The following is a 16,185-nucleotide window of genomic DNA, read 5'->3' on the forward strand; positions in this document are numbered from 1 at the left end:
TCTGACTTACACGAAAGTCCCGATCCATTCTTTGATTTCGATCCCGCGTGCACCTTTTTCGACGTACGGGTCTTGCATGGCGATCTTCTCCGCGGCTTCCAGTGACTCGGCCTGATAGATCACCATGCCGCCGGAACCGTCGGCAAACTTTCCTTTTGCCTTTACATTGCCCTTTTCAATCTGTTCGTCCACGAACGCCAGATGATCCGGACGGTAGGTTTGACTCAGTTCCTCATCCTTCATCGGCAGATAGACCACATAATAAGACATACCGTTTCCCCCATTTCAACTAGTTATCCAATTCATTATATAGCTTTCCTGATAAGGGGGAAATGGGTCAGCGGGTCAGGACTTTACCGGCGCCTTACGGGCGACGCCCGTGCGGACCGCAGCTTCCGCGACCGCTCTCGCTACTGCATCCGCAACCCGTACGTCAAACGGATCCGGGATGATGCGGTCATCGGTAAGGGCAGTCCTACCGATCAGATCCGCAATGGCATTGGCAGCGGCACGCTTCATTTCCTCGTTCACTTCGCTTGCCCTTACACTGAGCGCCCCGCGGAAAATACCGGGGAATGCAAGGATATTATTGACCTGGTTCGGGAAGTCGGAACGTCCGGTGCCAACGATGCGGGCACCCGCAGCTTTCGCCTCATCCGGCATGATTTCCGGGACCGGGTTGGCCATCGCAAAGATGATCGGTTCCTCGGCCATCGAACGGACCATATCCTGGGTGAGCGCTCCTGCCGCGGAAACCCCGATAAAGACATCCGCGCCGATGATGACGTCAGCCAGGCTGCCGCTCCTGCGCTCGGGATTCGTCGCCTGTGCGATAGTTTCCTTCATTGCGTTCATGCGCTCCGGACGGCCTTCGTAGATGGCACCAGCCGTATCGCACATGATGATCTGCTCCACACCGAAACCGATCAGAAGCTTTGCAATCGCCACACCGGCGGCCCCCGCCCCGTTCATGACGACCTTCAGGTCACGGAGCTCGCGGCCCGTCAGCCGGGATGCGTTCAGAAGGCCCGCCGCTACAACGATTGCGGTCCCGTGCTGGTCATCATGGAACACCGGGATGTCCAGTTCTTCTTTAAGACGGTCTTCGATCTCGAAGCATGCAGGTGCCGCGATGTCCTCAAGGTTGATGCCCCCGAACACACCCGCCATCAGCTTGACCGCATTCACAAATTCGTCCGGGTCTTCCGTGTCCAGAACGATAGGGAACGCATCCACTCCGCCAAACCTCTTGAACAGAGCTGCCTTCCCTTCCATTACAGGAATTGAAGCCTCAGCGCCGATATTTCCGAGGCCAAGCACTGCCGTGCCGTTGCTGATCACACCGACCGTGTGGCCCTTGATTGTATAGTCGTAGATTGTATCCGGATCCTGCTCGATTTCCAGGCAGGGACCGGCGACGCCCGGCGAATATACCAGGCTCAGGTCACGCTTCGACTCGATCGGGGACTTCACCGTCACTTCCAATTTTCCTTCCAGCTCCCGATGCAAATCCAGCGCCTCTTCATACTTTTTCACCGGTCTCCACTCCTTTAGCTTGTTACCAAGCAAAAATTTTTAAAAATATACGTTCCATTGTATAGCCAGAATAATTTAGAATCAACTGAATCAGAATAAATTCAGATAAAAGGCCGAAAATCAACGATGAATCGACAATTGATTGATTTTCAGGACATCTGGAAGCTTGCATATTCCTTAGTGTGCGCCCCATCATCAAAAGGATACCAACTCAGCTCCGGATGACGGAGCCTCCCGATTCTGCTAGCATGGAACCAAGACTGGGAGGCGGAGCCCATGGATACAACCAACCTCGAATCCATCACACAGCAGCTGATTGAAACAATCATCGAATCGGTCCCCACGGATTGGGACAAAGTGATGTTTTACGGAGAAAACCGCGGTGATCATGCCGAATACTTCTATTACTTTTTCCGGAAAGACAGCCCGGAATTTCTTCCGGATGCGGAGATGCACTACATCCTAGACATGGACCCGGCCGATTACCACGACCAGACGGATGAGATTAATCTCCTGATTTTAAAGCTTGCCGCCGAGTTCAAATCACTCGGACGGGAGCCGTTCACGACGATGACTCTCATGATCGATGATGCCGGCGGTCTGAGCCTCAATTACGGGTATGATGGATTGCAGTATGAACGCGCAGAAGAATACGAGATGAAGTTCACAAAAAAATATGTGCTGCCGGAATGGAAAGCCCGCGGAGGACGTCCCGAAAAAAGCGCCATGAAAAGGATGTTCGAACTCTTTTTCAAATGACCGAAAAGCCAAAAGCCCGCGATGCCTGATTGGCATCGCGGGCTTTTCCGATTAGCGGACCATACTTTGAATCAGATAGCGGATGAACCGATCTCCCTCGACTCCGAGACAGACGTCCATATTCGGTTCATGGCCAGTCACCCGGTTGAAATCACACACAGTCTGGCCGTCGCACAGTGAACTGTCTGCCTCCACATCGACATAAAGCCGCTCCGTCCGGACAAACGACCGATCGAGCGCCACCCCGACCGCCAGCGGGTCATGCATCGAGCACGCACGGCTGCCGGTCATCTCCTCATAGCGGTTCATGTACTGGACGGTTGCTTCACGGATAAACTCACCTTCCGTGTTCCCGGCCATCTCCCGGACATGCGGCTCATCAAGAAGCGTCTTTTCCGTGACGTCCAGCCCGACGAGCGTGATCGGAAGTCCTGACTGGAAGACGACCTTCGCCGCCTCCGGATCGACAAAGATGTTGAACTCGGCCTTCGGCGTGATGTTCCCCGGTGTATCCACCGCGCCGCCCATGATGATGACTTCCTTCAGCCACTCCTTTAGCCGGGGCTCTTTCCGAACGGCGAGCGCCATGTTCGTGAGCGGGGCGAGCAGGACAAGCGTCAGCTCCCCCTTGTGCTTTTCCGCCTGTTCGATGATGAAGTCCGGGGCAAACCCTTCTGCTGGCATCCCAGGTTCCATGTCTCCGAGCGCACCGCCAATTCCGTCATCCCCATGCACCCTCGCCTCAAAATGCGGTTCACGCAGAAGGGGGCGGTCCGCACCGCGGACGACCGGGATGTCTTCCCGTCCGATCAGCTTAAGGACTTTGAGCGTATTGGCCGTCGCATTGTCCAGTGATGTATTGCCGTTCACTGTCGTCACTCCGACCAGTTCGGATTCCTTGGCAGCAAGCAAAAGCGCGATTGCGTCGTCGATTCCCGTGTCTACGTCCAGCAATAGTTTCTTCATATAATATTCCGCCTTTCTCCATTCCCCTTTTCATTATAGCAATCCGGAAGTGACCCAAACGAATAAACCCGTGACTCCACATACGGAATCACGGGCCTAAACGATGTTCTCCTTCCCAGCTGCGGCGCATCCTGCGCGTCTCAATGTCCGCTTCCCGCACCGGTACGGGCAGTCTGCTTTCGGTCCCGGTAAGTGACAGCACGAGTTCCGTCGAAGAATCCAGGTCAATCCCATTACCCGGCGAAACGAACACCGGTTTTACGCCGGCTGAAGTCCGGACAGCGCGCCCCAACGTCTCACCGCCCACTATGATGTCCGTGTAGCTGCCCTTCTCCCGCTCCGGCACCTCGTACTCCGTCTCTGCTATCTTGAAATAGGTTTTGGCGACACCAACAGCCGGTTTCCCGAGGAAGAACGATGCGTGCGCGGCAATCCCCATCCTGCGGGGATGGAGGATGCCGTTTCCGTCGAACAGGAACAGGTCCGGCACTGTTTCCAGCTTTTCAGCAGCCGCAATGATCAGCGTCAGCTCCCGGAACGTCAGGAACCCGGGGATGTACGGCACGTCTATTTTCCCGACCGCCTCGGCCCGTTCCACCACCTGCATCGTGACTGCATCAAAGACAGCGATATGACAGAAACCGATCTCGGGTTCGCCTTCGCCGGCATAAGCCAGGTCCACACCGGCAACCGCGCGGATGTTTTCACGCAGGAGCGGCCGGCTCACGTCGATCTGTTTGGCCAACTGCTCCTGGATATGGATAAACTCGTCCGGATCCGGCCGGAGGGGATGGATGTCATTTACCTTCACACTTGCCACTTCCTTTGCTCATTCACGGTTCTCATAGTATGTGCGCTGGGACTGCGATCAGCCCGAGCATATCTGGGTCCGGCTCGGTTTGTTTCCCGATGAGGTTGCCGCACGCATCCCATTGTTTATACCGGACAAGGACCCCGTAGACATACTCTCCCTGAAAGACGAGTTGTCCTTCGGGGTCCCATCTCCGGTCTTCCCCATTGATTGCACCATGAAAGATCCGGCAAACCCGTTCCGGTTTCCCATTCCGGTGAAAGTCCACAGAAATCCCATGCGGAAGACCCTGTTCATACTCCCCGTAATAGAGCAGTGTCCCGTCCTCTTCATCCAAATCATAGACCAGACCGGTGATCGGATTGCCTTCCCCGGAGCCTTTAGCCGGAACAAGCAGCCGGTCGCTTGGCGGCTCTTCCATCTCAAGTTCTCCGTAATCAAAGCCCATTTTGACCAGCTCTTCTGCTGAAAGCAGCGCCCCATTCATAACGAACACCTCATTCCTCCGGCCAACCCTTATTTTCAAGGAAATCATAGGACAGCCCGGCCGATTCTTCCGGCCAATGCTGCTTATACATCCGGATTCTTTGGTCGATGATCGCTTTTTCCATGTTACTCGGCTCCATTTTCTCATCGGTCAGCTGTCTCGATTCGTCCCATTCACGGAAACGGGCGGAAATGCCATGAATGTATTCCCCGAGAAAAATCAGGTTGCCCTGTTCATCCCACCTGCGTGACCAGCCATGGCCAGTGCCGTGAAAGATGGTGTCCTTGCTTTTGTAATTCCCGTTTGGATGATAGAAAACGGAGATTCCGTGGGGCAGGCCTTCCAAGTACTCACCATGGTAGAGTAGGCTCTTTCCATCGCCACTCAGCTCGTAGGCCAGGCCGGTAAAAGGTGCATCCCCGTCGGGCCGCAAGACTACATCTTCCATATACTCTTCAACAAGCTCATCATAGGGAACTCCCTGCTGCAGTACTTCTTCAAAAGTTCTTATCATGATTCTTCTCCATAATGCTTCTCATAAAATTCGCGGCTTTGGCCGATCAATGTCAATTGGGCTTCATGCGGCTCTGTTTTCTCCTCAACCAGGTTCCCGGACTCGTCCCATCTTTTATATCTCAACTCATGTCCGTACTCGTATTCTCCCCAGAAAACAAGCCGACCTTCTATGTCCCATTGACGCTGTTCGCCGTGGATCGGCCCGTGAAAATGGGCGTGGATCCGCTTCACTTCTCCGTTTAGGTGGAAGTCCACTGAGATGCCATGAGGAAGTCAGTACGCATACTCTCCGTAGTTCAGGAGCGATCCGTCCTGCTCACTCAGCTCATAAACCAGCCCATTGACCGGAACGAGGTCGTCCCCTTCCTCACCGGTCCGTACAAACAGCTGGCCGCTCGGCTGCTCCATCTCCAGATCTTCGTAGTCATATCCTTTTTCAAGCAGCTCTTCTTTAGTCAGCAGCTCATCGTCCATTCTAAATCACCTCAGGGAAGTTTTCTGTGTGTTAAACGGAACTTTTTCCAATAGTTTACCACAGCCCGTTCCAGAAGAACCTGTGCCGGAAGATTGGGTTGTAGCCGTTCAAAAAAGCAGACCTGCCGATGCAGGTCTGCTGAATTCATCTTTAGTTTACGAAACGTCCGGAAGTGGATGCTCCCTTGTGGGATTCCCAGTAGTCGTTCCGCAGATGGACCTTCTGGATCTTGCCGGAAGCTGTTTTCGGAAGTTCATCGACGAAGGTCACGCTGGTGACGGCCTTGAAGTGTGCGAGCTTAGAGCGTGAGAAGTCGATGACGTCCTGCTCATTCAAGCTTATGCCATCCCGGAGGACGACATAGGCGTGCGGTGTTTCTCCCCATTTCTCGTGAGGGACTGCGATGACAGCAGCTTCCACGATGTCCGGGTGATCATAGAGTACACCTTCCACTTCAATAGAAGAGATGTTTTCTCCCCCGGAGATGATGATGTCCTTTTTCCGGTCGGTGATGTCGATATGTCCGAATTCGTCGATGGTCCCCATGTCCCCGGTATGGAGCCATCCGTCGCGCAGGGCTTCCGCCGTCGCTTCTTCGTTTTTCCAGTAGCCTTTCATGACGCCGTGGCTGCGGACGACGACTTCGCCGACCGACTTGCCGTCATGCGGCACTTCCTCGCCGAAGTCGTTGACGACCCGGACGTCGTTTCCGACCATCGGGTATCCGGCCTTCGCCTTCAGGCGCACTTTCTTTTCATCGGAAAGGTGAGCTTCCGTCGAACGGCTGGAAGAGGTCAGGCTTAGCGGCGATGACTCTGTCATGCCGTACACCTGGATAAACTCCCAGCCGAGCTCGTCCTCGACGCGGCGGATAAAGGCCGGAGGCGGAGCAGATCCCGCAATGACGATGCGGAGGTCGGCTCTTCCGGTCTGCGGTTTCTCGGAATCATAGTACTGCAGCAGCGAGTTGAGGACAGTTGGTGCCATATGCACGGATGTCACTCCGTGGGAATTGATCGCGTCATAGATCGTTTCCGGCCGTGCTTTGCGGAGACAGACATGGGTTGCCCCGTTCGCCGTATAGTAAAACGGTGCCCCCCAGCCATTGACATGGAACATCGGCAGGACGTGCAGATACGTGTCCGTGTCATACACACGGAGATGGTGCATAAGCGATAATGTGTGCAGATAGTTGTTCCGGTGAGTCAGCATGACGCCCTTCGGATTTCCCGTCGTTCCGCTTGTATAAAGCAGGCTTGCGACATCATTCTCGTCTAGCCCTGCCCGGTCAAACGGCTCTTCCGGGAACTGCGCCAGCCACTCGTCATAAGCCGCTTCCTCTGTCCCGCCGTCATGATAGTGAACGATGATCCGTTCGATTGTTTCTAACTTGTCCTTCACCGGTTCGATCAGATGCAGCAGGTCCTGGTCGGCAAACAGCACCTTGGATTCACTATGGTTGAGGATGAACAGATAATCCTCCGGCTTAAGCCGGATGTTAAGCGGCACCATGACGGCCCCTGTCTGATAGATTCCGTAGAACCCTTCCAGCATCTCCAGTGTATTCGGAGCGAGGTAAGCGACACGGTCGCCTTTCTCCACACCGAGTGAGCGGAGTCCGTGGGACAGACGGTTAACCCGCCCGCCCAACTCATGGTAGGTCAGCCTGCGTCCCTCGTCATAGTCGATCACAGCCGTCTTTTCCCCGTACAGACGGACAGCGCGGTCCAGGAATTCAGTCAATATCAGCGGTACATTCATGTCTGCTCACCTCTTGTGGAATAGTGAAGTTTCTGATAAGTAAGATTATATCATCTGTTGTAGATCAAACTTCCTTTAGTTGTCAAGATAGCGTTTTCTTGATTAAGTGACAGCGGGAACTGTATGAATACAGTTTTTCCTTGAAATTCATACTATCCGCCGAAAATTCTACTCTAAAATTAAATATCCGCACTATTTCCCGGGAAATATGTCGGCATGTGCAGTATGAGGCAATAAAAATAGACTTCCCGTAATGGGAAGCCCCTGATGAACCCTACCTTAATAATAGCCATCAAACATGAAGCCGCTGAATATCGCGACACCGAAGAGCACGAGCATGAGGACTGTAATCCCTACACCCACGGCAAACATGATGAATGTGACGAGAAGATATAGGCCGTAGTTATGGAACAGGTCGCTCAGTGCACGGGTATCCCCGCCGTCACGAATCTGCGCCGCAGCCGTACCGGTTTTGTAGATCAGGTACCCCATGAAAAACGTGATGGCTCCCGGGATGGCCCCTACAATAAAGTTGAACAGGCCGAGCACCCCGGTGATCCCGCCGGTGATCATCATGGCAATGCCGGCTACCTTGCCCCATAGCGCTATGCGCTGAAGGCCCTTCTGCGCAACCGCTTCTTCAAATGATTGTGCTTGCATTTCCATTCTCTCCTTCTCCTTTACTCATCTTTATTCTGACTGAAGAAACTGAGCGTGTCACCAGATATTTGCAAAACTTGCGAGGATTCGACTACCCTTTAGGAAAAGGGGGAATTGACTTGAACATGATGGATGCGATCCTCTCAATCCGGGAACGGAAGTCCCCTCCGGCAGAACTGGTCACCGAGACACTCGAAACCATCCGGAAAAAGAATCCTGAACTGAATGCCTTTATCACGGTATGCGAGGAAGAGGCTGTCCGAGAAGCGGAGCAGCTTACAAGTGAGTGGGAGTCGGGTACCCTGCGCGGCCCTCTCCACGGCATTCCAGTGGCGGTGAAGGACCTGGTCTACACAGAGGGGATCCGGACAACGATGGGTTCCGTAATTTATCAGGATTTCATCCCACCTGAAGACGCGACGGTCATCGAGAAACTGAAGGACGCCGGTGCCGTCATCATCGGGAAGACGAATACCCATGAGTTCGCCTACGGGCCGACGGGCGATGTGTCTCATTACGGTCCGGTGCGCAACCCCTATGACCCATCCAGGATTTCCGGTGGGTCGAGCAGCGGTTCGGCAGCTGCGGTGGCGAGTGGCATGGCCTATGCAGGCATTGGGACGGACACCGGCGGATCAGTCCGTATTCCGGCCAGTGCCTGCAACCTTGTCGGGATGAAGCCGACATTTGGACGCATCAGCAAAAACAACATTTTCCCGCTCGCCTATACGCTGGACCATCCGGGGCCCATTACGGCAGGCGTCGAAGAAAACGCAATTCTGCTCAATATTCTCGCAGGCCCGGACCCGGCCGACCGCTATTCCCTTCTGGAGTCCCCGCCTGACTTCACCGCGGAACTCAAGAACAGCATAAAAGGAAAGGTCATCGGACTGCCTGCCCACTATTTCCGGTTGCTCGACCCCGAAGTCCGTACCACGGTGGAACGGGCTGCCCGCAAATTCGAGTCGCTTGGTGCAAAAGTGATTGAAGTCGACATCCCGGTCATGCCTGAAATCAATGACGCACAGATTGTGACCATCCAGTGCGAAGCCGCCGCCATCCACAGGGAGACAATGGACAAGCAGCCAGGCGACTATGCGCCGGAAGTGCTTGCCCGTCTGGAAGCAAGCATCAAGCGGACCGGATGGGAATATGTTCGTGCCCAGCAGGAACGTCCCCGTCTGATTGAAGGATTCAACGAGGTATTTTCAAAGGTCGATGTTCTGCTTACGCCGACGCTTCCGATTCTCCCTACACCAATCGGTGAACGGAAAACCATTGTGGACGGCAATGAAATCGACGTGATTCCGGCCCTTCTCAGCCTCACTTCTCCGACCAATTTCACCGGCAACCCGAGTCTGAGCGTTCCTGCCGGGCTGTCATCAGGCGGCCTTCCTGTCGGGATCCAGCTGATCGGAAACCATGGAGAAGAAGCAAAGTTGTATCGTTTCGGCTATGCGTTCGAGCAGGCCCGACCATAGCGAAGGGTAGGCCATAACGAATATCCAATCAAATTGGGGGCTTCCGGTTTTCCACCGGAAGCCCCCATTCTTTTTTCAGTTGCGCTCGTCCAAGTGGTCGGGATAAATACCCCTTGCGTGTTCCATTTCCCGTTCCTGGTTCTCGATTTTGGCCGAGACCAGGCCGAGGGCACCGCCGAAGATGGCACCGGCCAGAACCTCAAGCGGCTGGTGACCGAGCAATTCCTTCAGCTCATTCTCCCTTTCCTCGTACTTGAGGCTCGGGAATTCACCCGACAGTTTGACGAAGTTGTCTTCAAGGTCATTTACGAGCTTGGCGATTTCGCCTGTATGCCGGCGGATGCCCTGGGCATCATACATGACGATTGTGGCGAGCACAACGGCTACTGCAGTTTCGGTATGGCGGGCGCCCCGGTTTGAAGCCACGTAGGTCGCCAGTGCAGAAACGCCTGCGGAGTGAGAACTCGGCATTCCGCCTGTCGTGAAGAGCGGCCGCCAGTCCCATTTGCCCGTCACCGCCTTATGGGTAAAGATCTTGAGTGCCTGAGCAATTCCGATCGCGCCGAATGCCGTCACGATGCCCCTGTTCATCTTCCTCATCTGTTTCACGGCTGTCGAATCCGCTATCGGCGGCATCCGTTTTTCTGCCATTGGCCGCATGGCCCGGACCGGCATGGCCGGGTTCATTGGGATTACAGAATGTCTGTCCATGATCGCCCTCCTATGTATCATCGTCTTTATCCATACCCAAAGAGCCCGTTAATCATGTCTCAATAAGTGGAACAAAATACCGAAAACAAGAAGGCTTGCTTCCAGACGCGCAAGCCTTCAAGTAAATCGCCTATTCGTTTATGCTTCCATCGCAGTAGGACAGCACGACCGCCGCCATCGACTTTGCACTGATGATCAGGCTTTTCTCATCAATGTTGAACTTTGGATGGTGGTGCGGATAGGCTTCTCCCGACTCCGGTGCGGCTCCGACATAGAAGAAGCACCCCGGCGTCTTTTCGAGATAATAAGCAAAGTCTTCCGAAGGGGGCTGCGGGGGGTTTTCCAGAACCGCCTCCACTTCCGGGATTTGGGCGTCTTCCACCGCCTGCCGGACCTGCTTGGTGACCTCCGGATCGTTATAGAGGACCGGATAGTCGTTTTTGTATTCAAGGTTGCAGGTGACGCCAAATGACCGCTCCAACCCTTCCGTAAACGCACGGACCTGATTTTCAACGGTTTCCCTGGCCTCATTGGACATCGTCCGGACGTCTCCTTCAATCGTTACGGTATCCTTGATGACGTTAAACGTCCCTTTTCCGTCCAGGTTCCCGATGGTGACCGAAGCGACATCAAACGGGCTGATCCGGCGACTCACGATTGTCTGCACATTCATCACGAATGAGCTGGCCGCGACGACTGCATCGTTCGCCAAATGCGGCGAAGACCCGTGCCCGCCTTTGCCCTGTACAACCAATTTGAAATAGGACCGTCCGGTTTGGGTATTCCCGCCCCGGCAGTACACCTTGCCTGTTTCCATATTGGTCATGACATGGATTCCAAGGATGGCATCCACGCCTTCAAGGACACCTGCTTTGATCATGCCGAGGGCACCGCCCGGCGGCATTTCCTCGGCGGGCTGATGAACGACCCGTATCGTTCCCTTCAGCTGATCCTTGAATTCTGCCAGCGTCTCAGCAAGCACAAGCATATAGGCCGTATGGCCATCATGTCCGCAGGCATGCATGACACCCTCGTTTTTTGAGGCAAACGGAAGTCCCGTCTCCTCCTTGATCGGCAGGGCATCAAAATCAGCGCGGATCGCAATGGTTTTCCCGGGCTTCGCACCTTTAATCGTCACCACGATGCCCCGCTCCCCGCCAAAGTTCGTCTCAACATTGTCCACGGGTACATCAGTGTAAAAATCACTTATATACTTGGCCGTTTCATCTTCCTGGAAGGACAGCTCCGGATGTTCGTGCAGATAGCGGCGGATTTCAATAATCCGCTCCTTTTTTTCATCCAGCTTTTTCATCAGTTCATCCAAAAGCATTTGATCGCCTCCGTGCTGTAGGTGTTTTCTTCTTAAGGTGCCGGGCGCTATATTGTCCGGGTTATACCCTAACATCTATCTTCCCCATAAATGTCAGGAAAAAAACGCTGGGCCAGCCATTCCAGACTGATGATCAATTAGTCCAGACCCACTCTGTAAACGATTTGAAATTCCGTTTCCTAAACCATAAATAAAAATAAAGACGCCACCTAAAAGGCGCACGTCTTTCATTCCAGTTATTCTCTGACTTTGATTTCCGGATTCACTTCCCGAAGTGCCTGGATCAGTTCATCCCGGTCTTCCGGTCCTACCGAAACGACGCCATGGGTGCCAAACTGGATCTCCAGCTTTCGGATGGTGAGTGAGGGGGAACTGAACGGGTTCGCCGTCTTGCGGACCGAGGTGATCCGGTCAATCGGAATCGATTTGTAATACGGGCCTGAGGTGATGAACAGGCGCCCATCTTTGATTTCGTAGTAGGTCCGAAACCAGATGGAAAGCAGGAGGAGAGCGATGCCCGAAATGATGATTGCGCCAACCGGGTCCCCATCCGCGATCATCCGGGTGATGCTCCAGACCATCAGGGCGATACTTCCCCAGATCACACCGCCGAGCCACACGTCCCGCCCGGCACGGAATCTCAAAGCTTCTCCACCAGCCCGGGCAGTTCGGCGAGAGCACCGATCCGGTAATCCGGATTCTCCGGCTTTCCGAATCCGTAAGCTGCCCAGATAAATGGCACGCCTGCACCCCTTGCAGCGTCCTCATCGCCCTTCGTATCTCCGACGTAAACGGCGTTCTCCAGGTTATTTCGCTCCATGACCAGCTTAATGTTGCCGCTTTTCGGCAGTCCCGTGCGTCCCGGATTTTCGTAGTCTTTAAAGTAGCTGCCAAGCCCATGGGCTTCGAAAAACGCCTCAATGTAGCCATCCTGGCAGTTGCTGACGATATAAAGCGGATAGGTTTGGGAAAGTTGCTTCAGTACCTCTTCAACCCCCGGGTACAGCACACCGCCTTTTTCAGCTACATAGTCGTTCTCATACACACAACATTCGTCCATCAGTTCTTTCCGCTCGTCCGGATCGAGCTCCGGGAAAAGCCGGTCACCGATTTCGGGAAGCTGCAGCCCCATCAGGCCCGTCAATTCCTCTGCGGTCACCTCGCGCCTCGCGTCATGCCTGTCCTGCACAACTTTTGTCCACGAATCCGCGACTGCCTTGCGTGAATCCCACAGCGTACCGTCCAGGTCGAAAATAATTCCATCCAATGCCATCTCGCTCACTCCTCAGAAATTGCCTTGATTTCTCTCCATTTCCCATACCGGTAGTAAAGAAACGCAAACACACTGCTGATGATGAAGCTCATCCCCATGCCGATCGCAATCCCTTCGCGGCCGAACCAACCGGAAAACAGCCAGACGAGCGGATACCTGAGCACCCAGAACGAAATAATGTTCAGGACCAGGACCTGGAACATGGCACCCGCCGCGCGCACCGTTCCGTTCAGGATGAAGTTGATCCCGAGAAACGGATAAAAGAACGCGATCGTCCTCAGATAATTGGTGCCGAATTCAACCGCCTCCGGCTCCCGGATAAACAGTCTGACTGCCGGTTCGGCAAGCAGGAACAGGACCGCCGCCATCAAGAGCATCGCGCCAAGATTAAATAAGAAACCATACTTCGTGATGCGCCCGACGCGTTCCCATTTGGCCGCTCCGATATTTTGTCCGGCCATCGAGTTCACGGCCGTCCCGAGCGCCTGCGCCGGCAGCATGATCAGGCTGTCAAGCCGCCACGCCGCTCCGTACCCGGCAACGACCGCCGGACCGAACGACGCCACAACACTCATGATCGCCATGACTCCCGCCGAGATGACGCTCATCTGAAGGCCGGCCGGAATGCCGAGCTTCAGGATGTCTTTGACTTCGCGCGACTTGGGCATTGACGGCTTTGTAAACGGCACAAGCCGTTTGCGGAGTATGTAGATGAGCCCCGCCACAAATGACAGCCCCTGCGACAGCACTGTCGCATACGCCGCCCCTTCGATTCCCCACCCAAAGCCCGAAATGAACAGCGGGTCCAGCACCGCGTTCAGCACGACTGCAGCGGCGACGAAATATAGCGGCGTCTTGGAGTCCCCGACCGACCGCAGAACAGTCGTATTGAAGTTATAGCCGAACAAAAACAGGAGCCCAGTGAAGTTGACCTGCAGATAAGCCGTCGCCATCGGAAGCATCACTTCCGGTGTGCCGAGCAGCCGCAGCACCGGTTCGGCGATGAAGATCCCGATGATTCCGAGAGCAACAGACATGATCGACATCAAAACGACAAACGCATTAAGGTAACGCTTCAGGCCCTCCTCGCTTTTTCGGCCCTTTTGCTGGGAGAGGATGGTAAGCGCCGCATTGTTCAGCCCGAGTACGAACGACAGCACCGTGAACAGCACTGTGGACGAGATCGACACCGCACCGAGTGCATCCGCGCCGATCAGGTTCCCCACCCACAAAGTATCAATCAGCTGGTACGACACCTGAAGCAGGTTTGCCAGCAGGATCGGCCAGGCAAAGGCAAACATCTGCCGGGCAAGCGGCCCTTGTGTGAAGTCCTGTTGAGTCGTTGCCATCCCGCAGCCCCCTTTTCTCATGTGGTGATGCTTACCATTATAGCGGAGTCGGAGGAGTGGAGTCAGCGGCCGGACCGAGAGTACACAATGGCCGGTGAAAGTTCATTTTAAACTTGGGAAATTACACTTTCCGGCTGCGCCGGTCCTCCCTGCCGGAGCCCTTTCCGCTTTTCTTCAAAAGCCGGAACAGGGTTTCGATCACCAGCAGCATCACCGCCAGCCCGGCCGCGACCGGAAGCGCAGTCTGTTCCTGCGCACCCACTAGCAGGCCGATTCCGTAAAAGGCGAGCACCCTGGTAAACAGCAGCACCAGTTTTCCCGTCAATGACTTGCCCATCACGGATTTCAGGAACAGTTCGACCAGGCTGTCGATCGTGAACAGGTATACGAGCACGGCGATGACAAAAACACCAACTTTTCCCGGGCTCATCTCCAGATTAAACAGCCAGCCGACCACCTGCACCGAGCCGGCCAGAGCGAACAGGATCCCGCCCATCATCCCCGCGACCGGGAGCGCAAGCAGCACTGAAGTGATGGCGATGATGCCCGCGCCCTTCCCCTGCCCTTCCGGTTCTTGCCTCTCGCTTCCCCGGATAAAGGAGAAGATGGCAAGGGTTGCGATGATCCAGATGCCGAGTGTGGCGAAGATGATATTCATAAGTTCACGTCCAATTCTGATGGGTCTCTAGTGATTTTTACGGAAGAGGGGTGGATGAAGTTTCAATTCAGGCTGAAGGCCTTTCTAATGTGCCGTAGCAAGCTTGTATATACCGTTCTACCCCAAAAAGCCCGCCGCACCAGGCGGCAGGCCTCTTCTTCCTTTATAGCTTATACTCCCCCGGTTCCATCGCCGTCAGCCTGTTCGTCAGTTCAATGAATGTTGCAATCCCGTACAGGAATGCATCCTCATCGACGTCGAAGCGGTTGTTGTGGTTGGCGTAGGCAGTTCGGTCGTCTTCCCCATGGGTTCCGAGGCGGAAAAATACGGATGGGACCTGTTCCGAGAAGAAGGAAAAGTCTTCGCCGCCCATTGCCGGTATGACTTTCTTCAGCGCTTCAGGGCCAAATAGAGAATCCACCGTTTCCTCAAACACCCTCGCCGGCACAGCTGCGTTCTTCACCGAAGGGACGCCGTAATGGTAGGTGAGCGTACAGGTGCCGCCAAGCCCGCCGGCGACGCCTTCCGCGATGGCCCGCATGCGCTCCTCCATCCGGTAGCGTGTTTCCGGCAGCACGGTGCGGACGGTCCCTTCCACCCGGACCGAATCCGGGATGATGTTGTTTTTCGTGCCGCCCTCAATCTTGCCGAAGCTGAGGACGACAGAATCAAGCGGATCAGTCTGTCGGCTGACGATCTGCTGCATGGTGACGAGCGTTTGCGCAGCAATCATAATCGGATCCACCGTTTGATGCGGATAAGCCGCATGACCGCCTTCCCCCTTGAATTCCAGCTCGAAAAAGTCTCCTGCAGCCGTCGCAAATCCGGTCGTGGACAGAGAGAACTCGCCTGTCCGGACACTCGGGTGGACGTGGAGCCCCGCCATGACAACCACTTTCGGATTGTCCAGTGCGCCGTCGCGGACCATCGCTTCCGCGCCCTTCCCGATTTCCTCAGCCGGCTGGAAGACCAGCTTGAGCGTGCCCCGCTGGAGGCCGGTTTCAGAAAACGCCCTGGCAACGCCTAGTAGGATTGCGGTATGCGCATCATGCCCGCAAGTGTGCGCCTTGCCGTCCCGTGTGCTCCGGTACGGCTGATCGATTTCGTCCTGCATCGGCAGGGCGTCCATGTCCGCACGGAGTCCGACGACAGGGCCTGGTTCTGCTCCTTTAAGGACACCGATCACCCCTGTTCCGCCTATACCTTCCCGGACGTCATAGCCCCAAGAACGGAGCTTCCCAGCGACAAATTTTGCCGTTTCCGTTTCTTCGAACGATAGCTCGGGGTGCGCATGAAGATGGCGGCGAGTCGCCACCGCCTCTTCAAACACCCCTCTGACCGTCGCGTACAACTCGGGCCGGCTTTCCTTCAATGCTTCAAAACGTTCGATTCCACCTAAAATCTGTTCCATG

Annotated in this window: 18 protein-coding genes; 2 read left to right on the forward strand and 16 right to left on the reverse strand. The window is 54.9% G+C overall.

Annotation, left to right across the window (positions count from 1 at the left end; genetic code table 11):
• Positions 1-6: 6 nt before the first annotated feature.
• Entirely contained in the window at positions 7-270 is a 264-nt protein-coding gene (locus AV656_RS07565) for a YciI family protein (protein WP_063180475.1), read from the reverse strand.
• Positions 271-345: 75 nt separating this feature from the next.
• Entirely contained in the window at positions 346-1,536 is a 1,191-nt protein-coding gene (locus AV656_RS07570) for an NAD(P)-dependent malic enzyme (RefSeq protein WP_063180477.1), read from the reverse strand.
• A 276-nt stretch (positions 1,537-1,812) separates the two neighbouring features.
• On the opposite strand from AV656_RS07570, the gene AV656_RS07575 reads away from it, so the two are divergent.
• Positions 1,813-2,295, forward strand: a complete 483-nt coding sequence (locus AV656_RS07575) for an immunity protein YezG family protein (RefSeq protein ID WP_063180479.1) — start codon at positions 1,813-1,815, stop codon at positions 2,293-2,295.
• Between the two features lie 51 nt (positions 2,296-2,346).
• Here AV656_RS07575 and AV656_RS07580 read toward each other — a convergent pair whose 3' ends face one another.
• The 7 genes from AV656_RS07580 to AV656_RS07615 all read right to left on the reverse strand — a co-directional run bounded on the left by AV656_RS07580 (position 2,347) and on the right by AV656_RS07615 (position 7,977).
• On the reverse strand, positions 2,347-3,261 hold the full coding sequence (locus tag AV656_RS07580; RefSeq protein WP_063180481.1) for a nucleoside hydrolase: 915 nt from the start codon (positions 3,259-3,261) through the stop codon (positions 2,347-2,349).
• An 88-nt stretch (positions 3,262-3,349) separates the two neighbouring features.
• On the reverse strand, positions 3,350-4,072 hold the full coding sequence (locus AV656_RS07585; protein ID WP_063180483.1) for an endonuclease V: 723 nt from the start codon (positions 4,070-4,072) through the stop codon (positions 3,350-3,352).
• Positions 4,073-4,103: 31 nt separating this feature from the next.
• Positions 4,104-4,568: a toxin-antitoxin system YwqK family antitoxin gene (locus tag AV656_RS07590; RefSeq protein WP_063180485.1), complete on the reverse strand. Its 465-nt coding sequence runs from the start codon at positions 4,566-4,568 to the stop codon at positions 4,104-4,106.
• 1 nt (position 4,569) lies between these two features.
• The gene (locus AV656_RS07595; protein ID WP_063180487.1) at positions 4,570-5,073 is read right to left on the reverse strand and encodes a toxin-antitoxin system YwqK family antitoxin; all 504 of its coding nucleotides are present in this window, start codon (positions 5,071-5,073) and stop codon (positions 4,570-4,572) included.
• A 275-nt stretch (positions 5,074-5,348) separates the two neighbouring features.
• The gene (locus AV656_RS07605) at positions 5,349-5,549 is read right to left on the reverse strand and encodes a hypothetical protein (protein WP_063180491.1); all 201 of its coding nucleotides are present in this window, start codon (positions 5,547-5,549) and stop codon (positions 5,349-5,351) included.
• Positions 5,550-5,700: 151 nt separating this feature from the next.
• Positions 5,701-7,311, reverse strand: coding sequence for a long-chain-fatty-acid--CoA ligase (locus AV656_RS07610; RefSeq protein ID WP_063180493.1), 1,611 nt, complete (start codon positions 7,309-7,311; stop codon positions 5,701-5,703).
• A gap of 279 nt (positions 7,312-7,590) precedes the next feature.
• Positions 7,591-7,977: a DUF5362 family protein gene (locus AV656_RS07615; RefSeq protein WP_063180495.1), complete on the reverse strand. Its 387-nt coding sequence runs from the start codon at positions 7,975-7,977 to the stop codon at positions 7,591-7,593.
• A 119-nt stretch (positions 7,978-8,096) separates the two neighbouring features.
• On the opposite strand from AV656_RS07615, the gene AV656_RS07620 reads away from it, so the two are divergent.
• Positions 8,097-9,452 (forward strand): amidase, encoded by a 1,356-nt coding sequence (locus tag AV656_RS07620; protein ID WP_231877271.1) that lies wholly within the window; start codon positions 8,097-8,099, stop codon positions 9,450-9,452.
• Between the two features lie 75 nt (positions 9,453-9,527).
• Here AV656_RS07620 and AV656_RS07625 read toward each other — a convergent pair whose 3' ends face one another.
• From AV656_RS07625 to AV656_RS07655, 7 genes are all read right to left on the reverse strand, one after another.
• Positions 9,528-10,052: a divergent PAP2 family protein gene (locus tag AV656_RS07625; RefSeq protein WP_063181310.1), complete on the reverse strand. Its 525-nt coding sequence runs from the start codon at positions 10,050-10,052 to the stop codon at positions 9,528-9,530.
• Between the two features lie 241 nt (positions 10,053-10,293).
• On the reverse strand, positions 10,294-11,493 hold the full coding sequence (locus tag AV656_RS07630; protein WP_063180504.1) for a M20 family metallopeptidase: 1,200 nt from the start codon (positions 11,491-11,493) through the stop codon (positions 10,294-10,296).
• A gap of 236 nt (positions 11,494-11,729) precedes the next feature.
• Complete coding sequence (locus tag AV656_RS07635) at positions 11,730-12,137, reverse strand: PH domain-containing protein (protein ID WP_063180506.1); 408 nt, start codon at positions 12,135-12,137, stop codon at positions 11,730-11,732.
• Positions 12,134-12,766, reverse strand: a complete 633-nt coding sequence (locus AV656_RS07640; RefSeq protein ID WP_063180508.1) for an HAD family hydrolase — start codon at positions 12,764-12,766, stop codon at positions 12,134-12,136. The genes AV656_RS07635 and AV656_RS07640 overlap by 4 nt, the downstream gene beginning before the upstream one ends.
• Positions 12,767-12,771: 5 nt before the next feature.
• Positions 12,772-14,115 carry an MATE family efflux transporter gene (locus AV656_RS07645; RefSeq protein ID WP_063180510.1) on the reverse strand — a complete coding sequence of 448 codons (1,344 nt, stop codon included), beginning with the start codon at positions 14,113-14,115 and terminating at the stop codon, positions 12,772-12,774.
• 121 nt (positions 14,116-14,236) lie between these two features.
• The gene (locus tag AV656_RS07650) at positions 14,237-14,773 is read right to left on the reverse strand and encodes a hypothetical protein (RefSeq protein ID WP_063180511.1); all 537 of its coding nucleotides are present in this window, start codon (positions 14,771-14,773) and stop codon (positions 14,237-14,239) included.
• Positions 14,774-14,936: 163 nt separating this feature from the next.
• Positions 14,937-16,184, reverse strand: coding sequence for a M20 metallopeptidase family protein (locus AV656_RS07655; RefSeq protein ID WP_063180513.1), 1,248 nt, complete (start codon positions 16,182-16,184; stop codon positions 14,937-14,939).
• Between the last annotated feature and the right edge of the window lies 1 nt (position 16,185).

Origin of the sequence: Bhargavaea cecembensis (assembly GCF_001619585.1) — a bacterium.
Taxonomy (GTDB): domain Bacteria; phylum Bacillota; class Bacilli; order Bacillales_A; family Planococcaceae; genus Bhargavaea; species Bhargavaea cecembensis_A.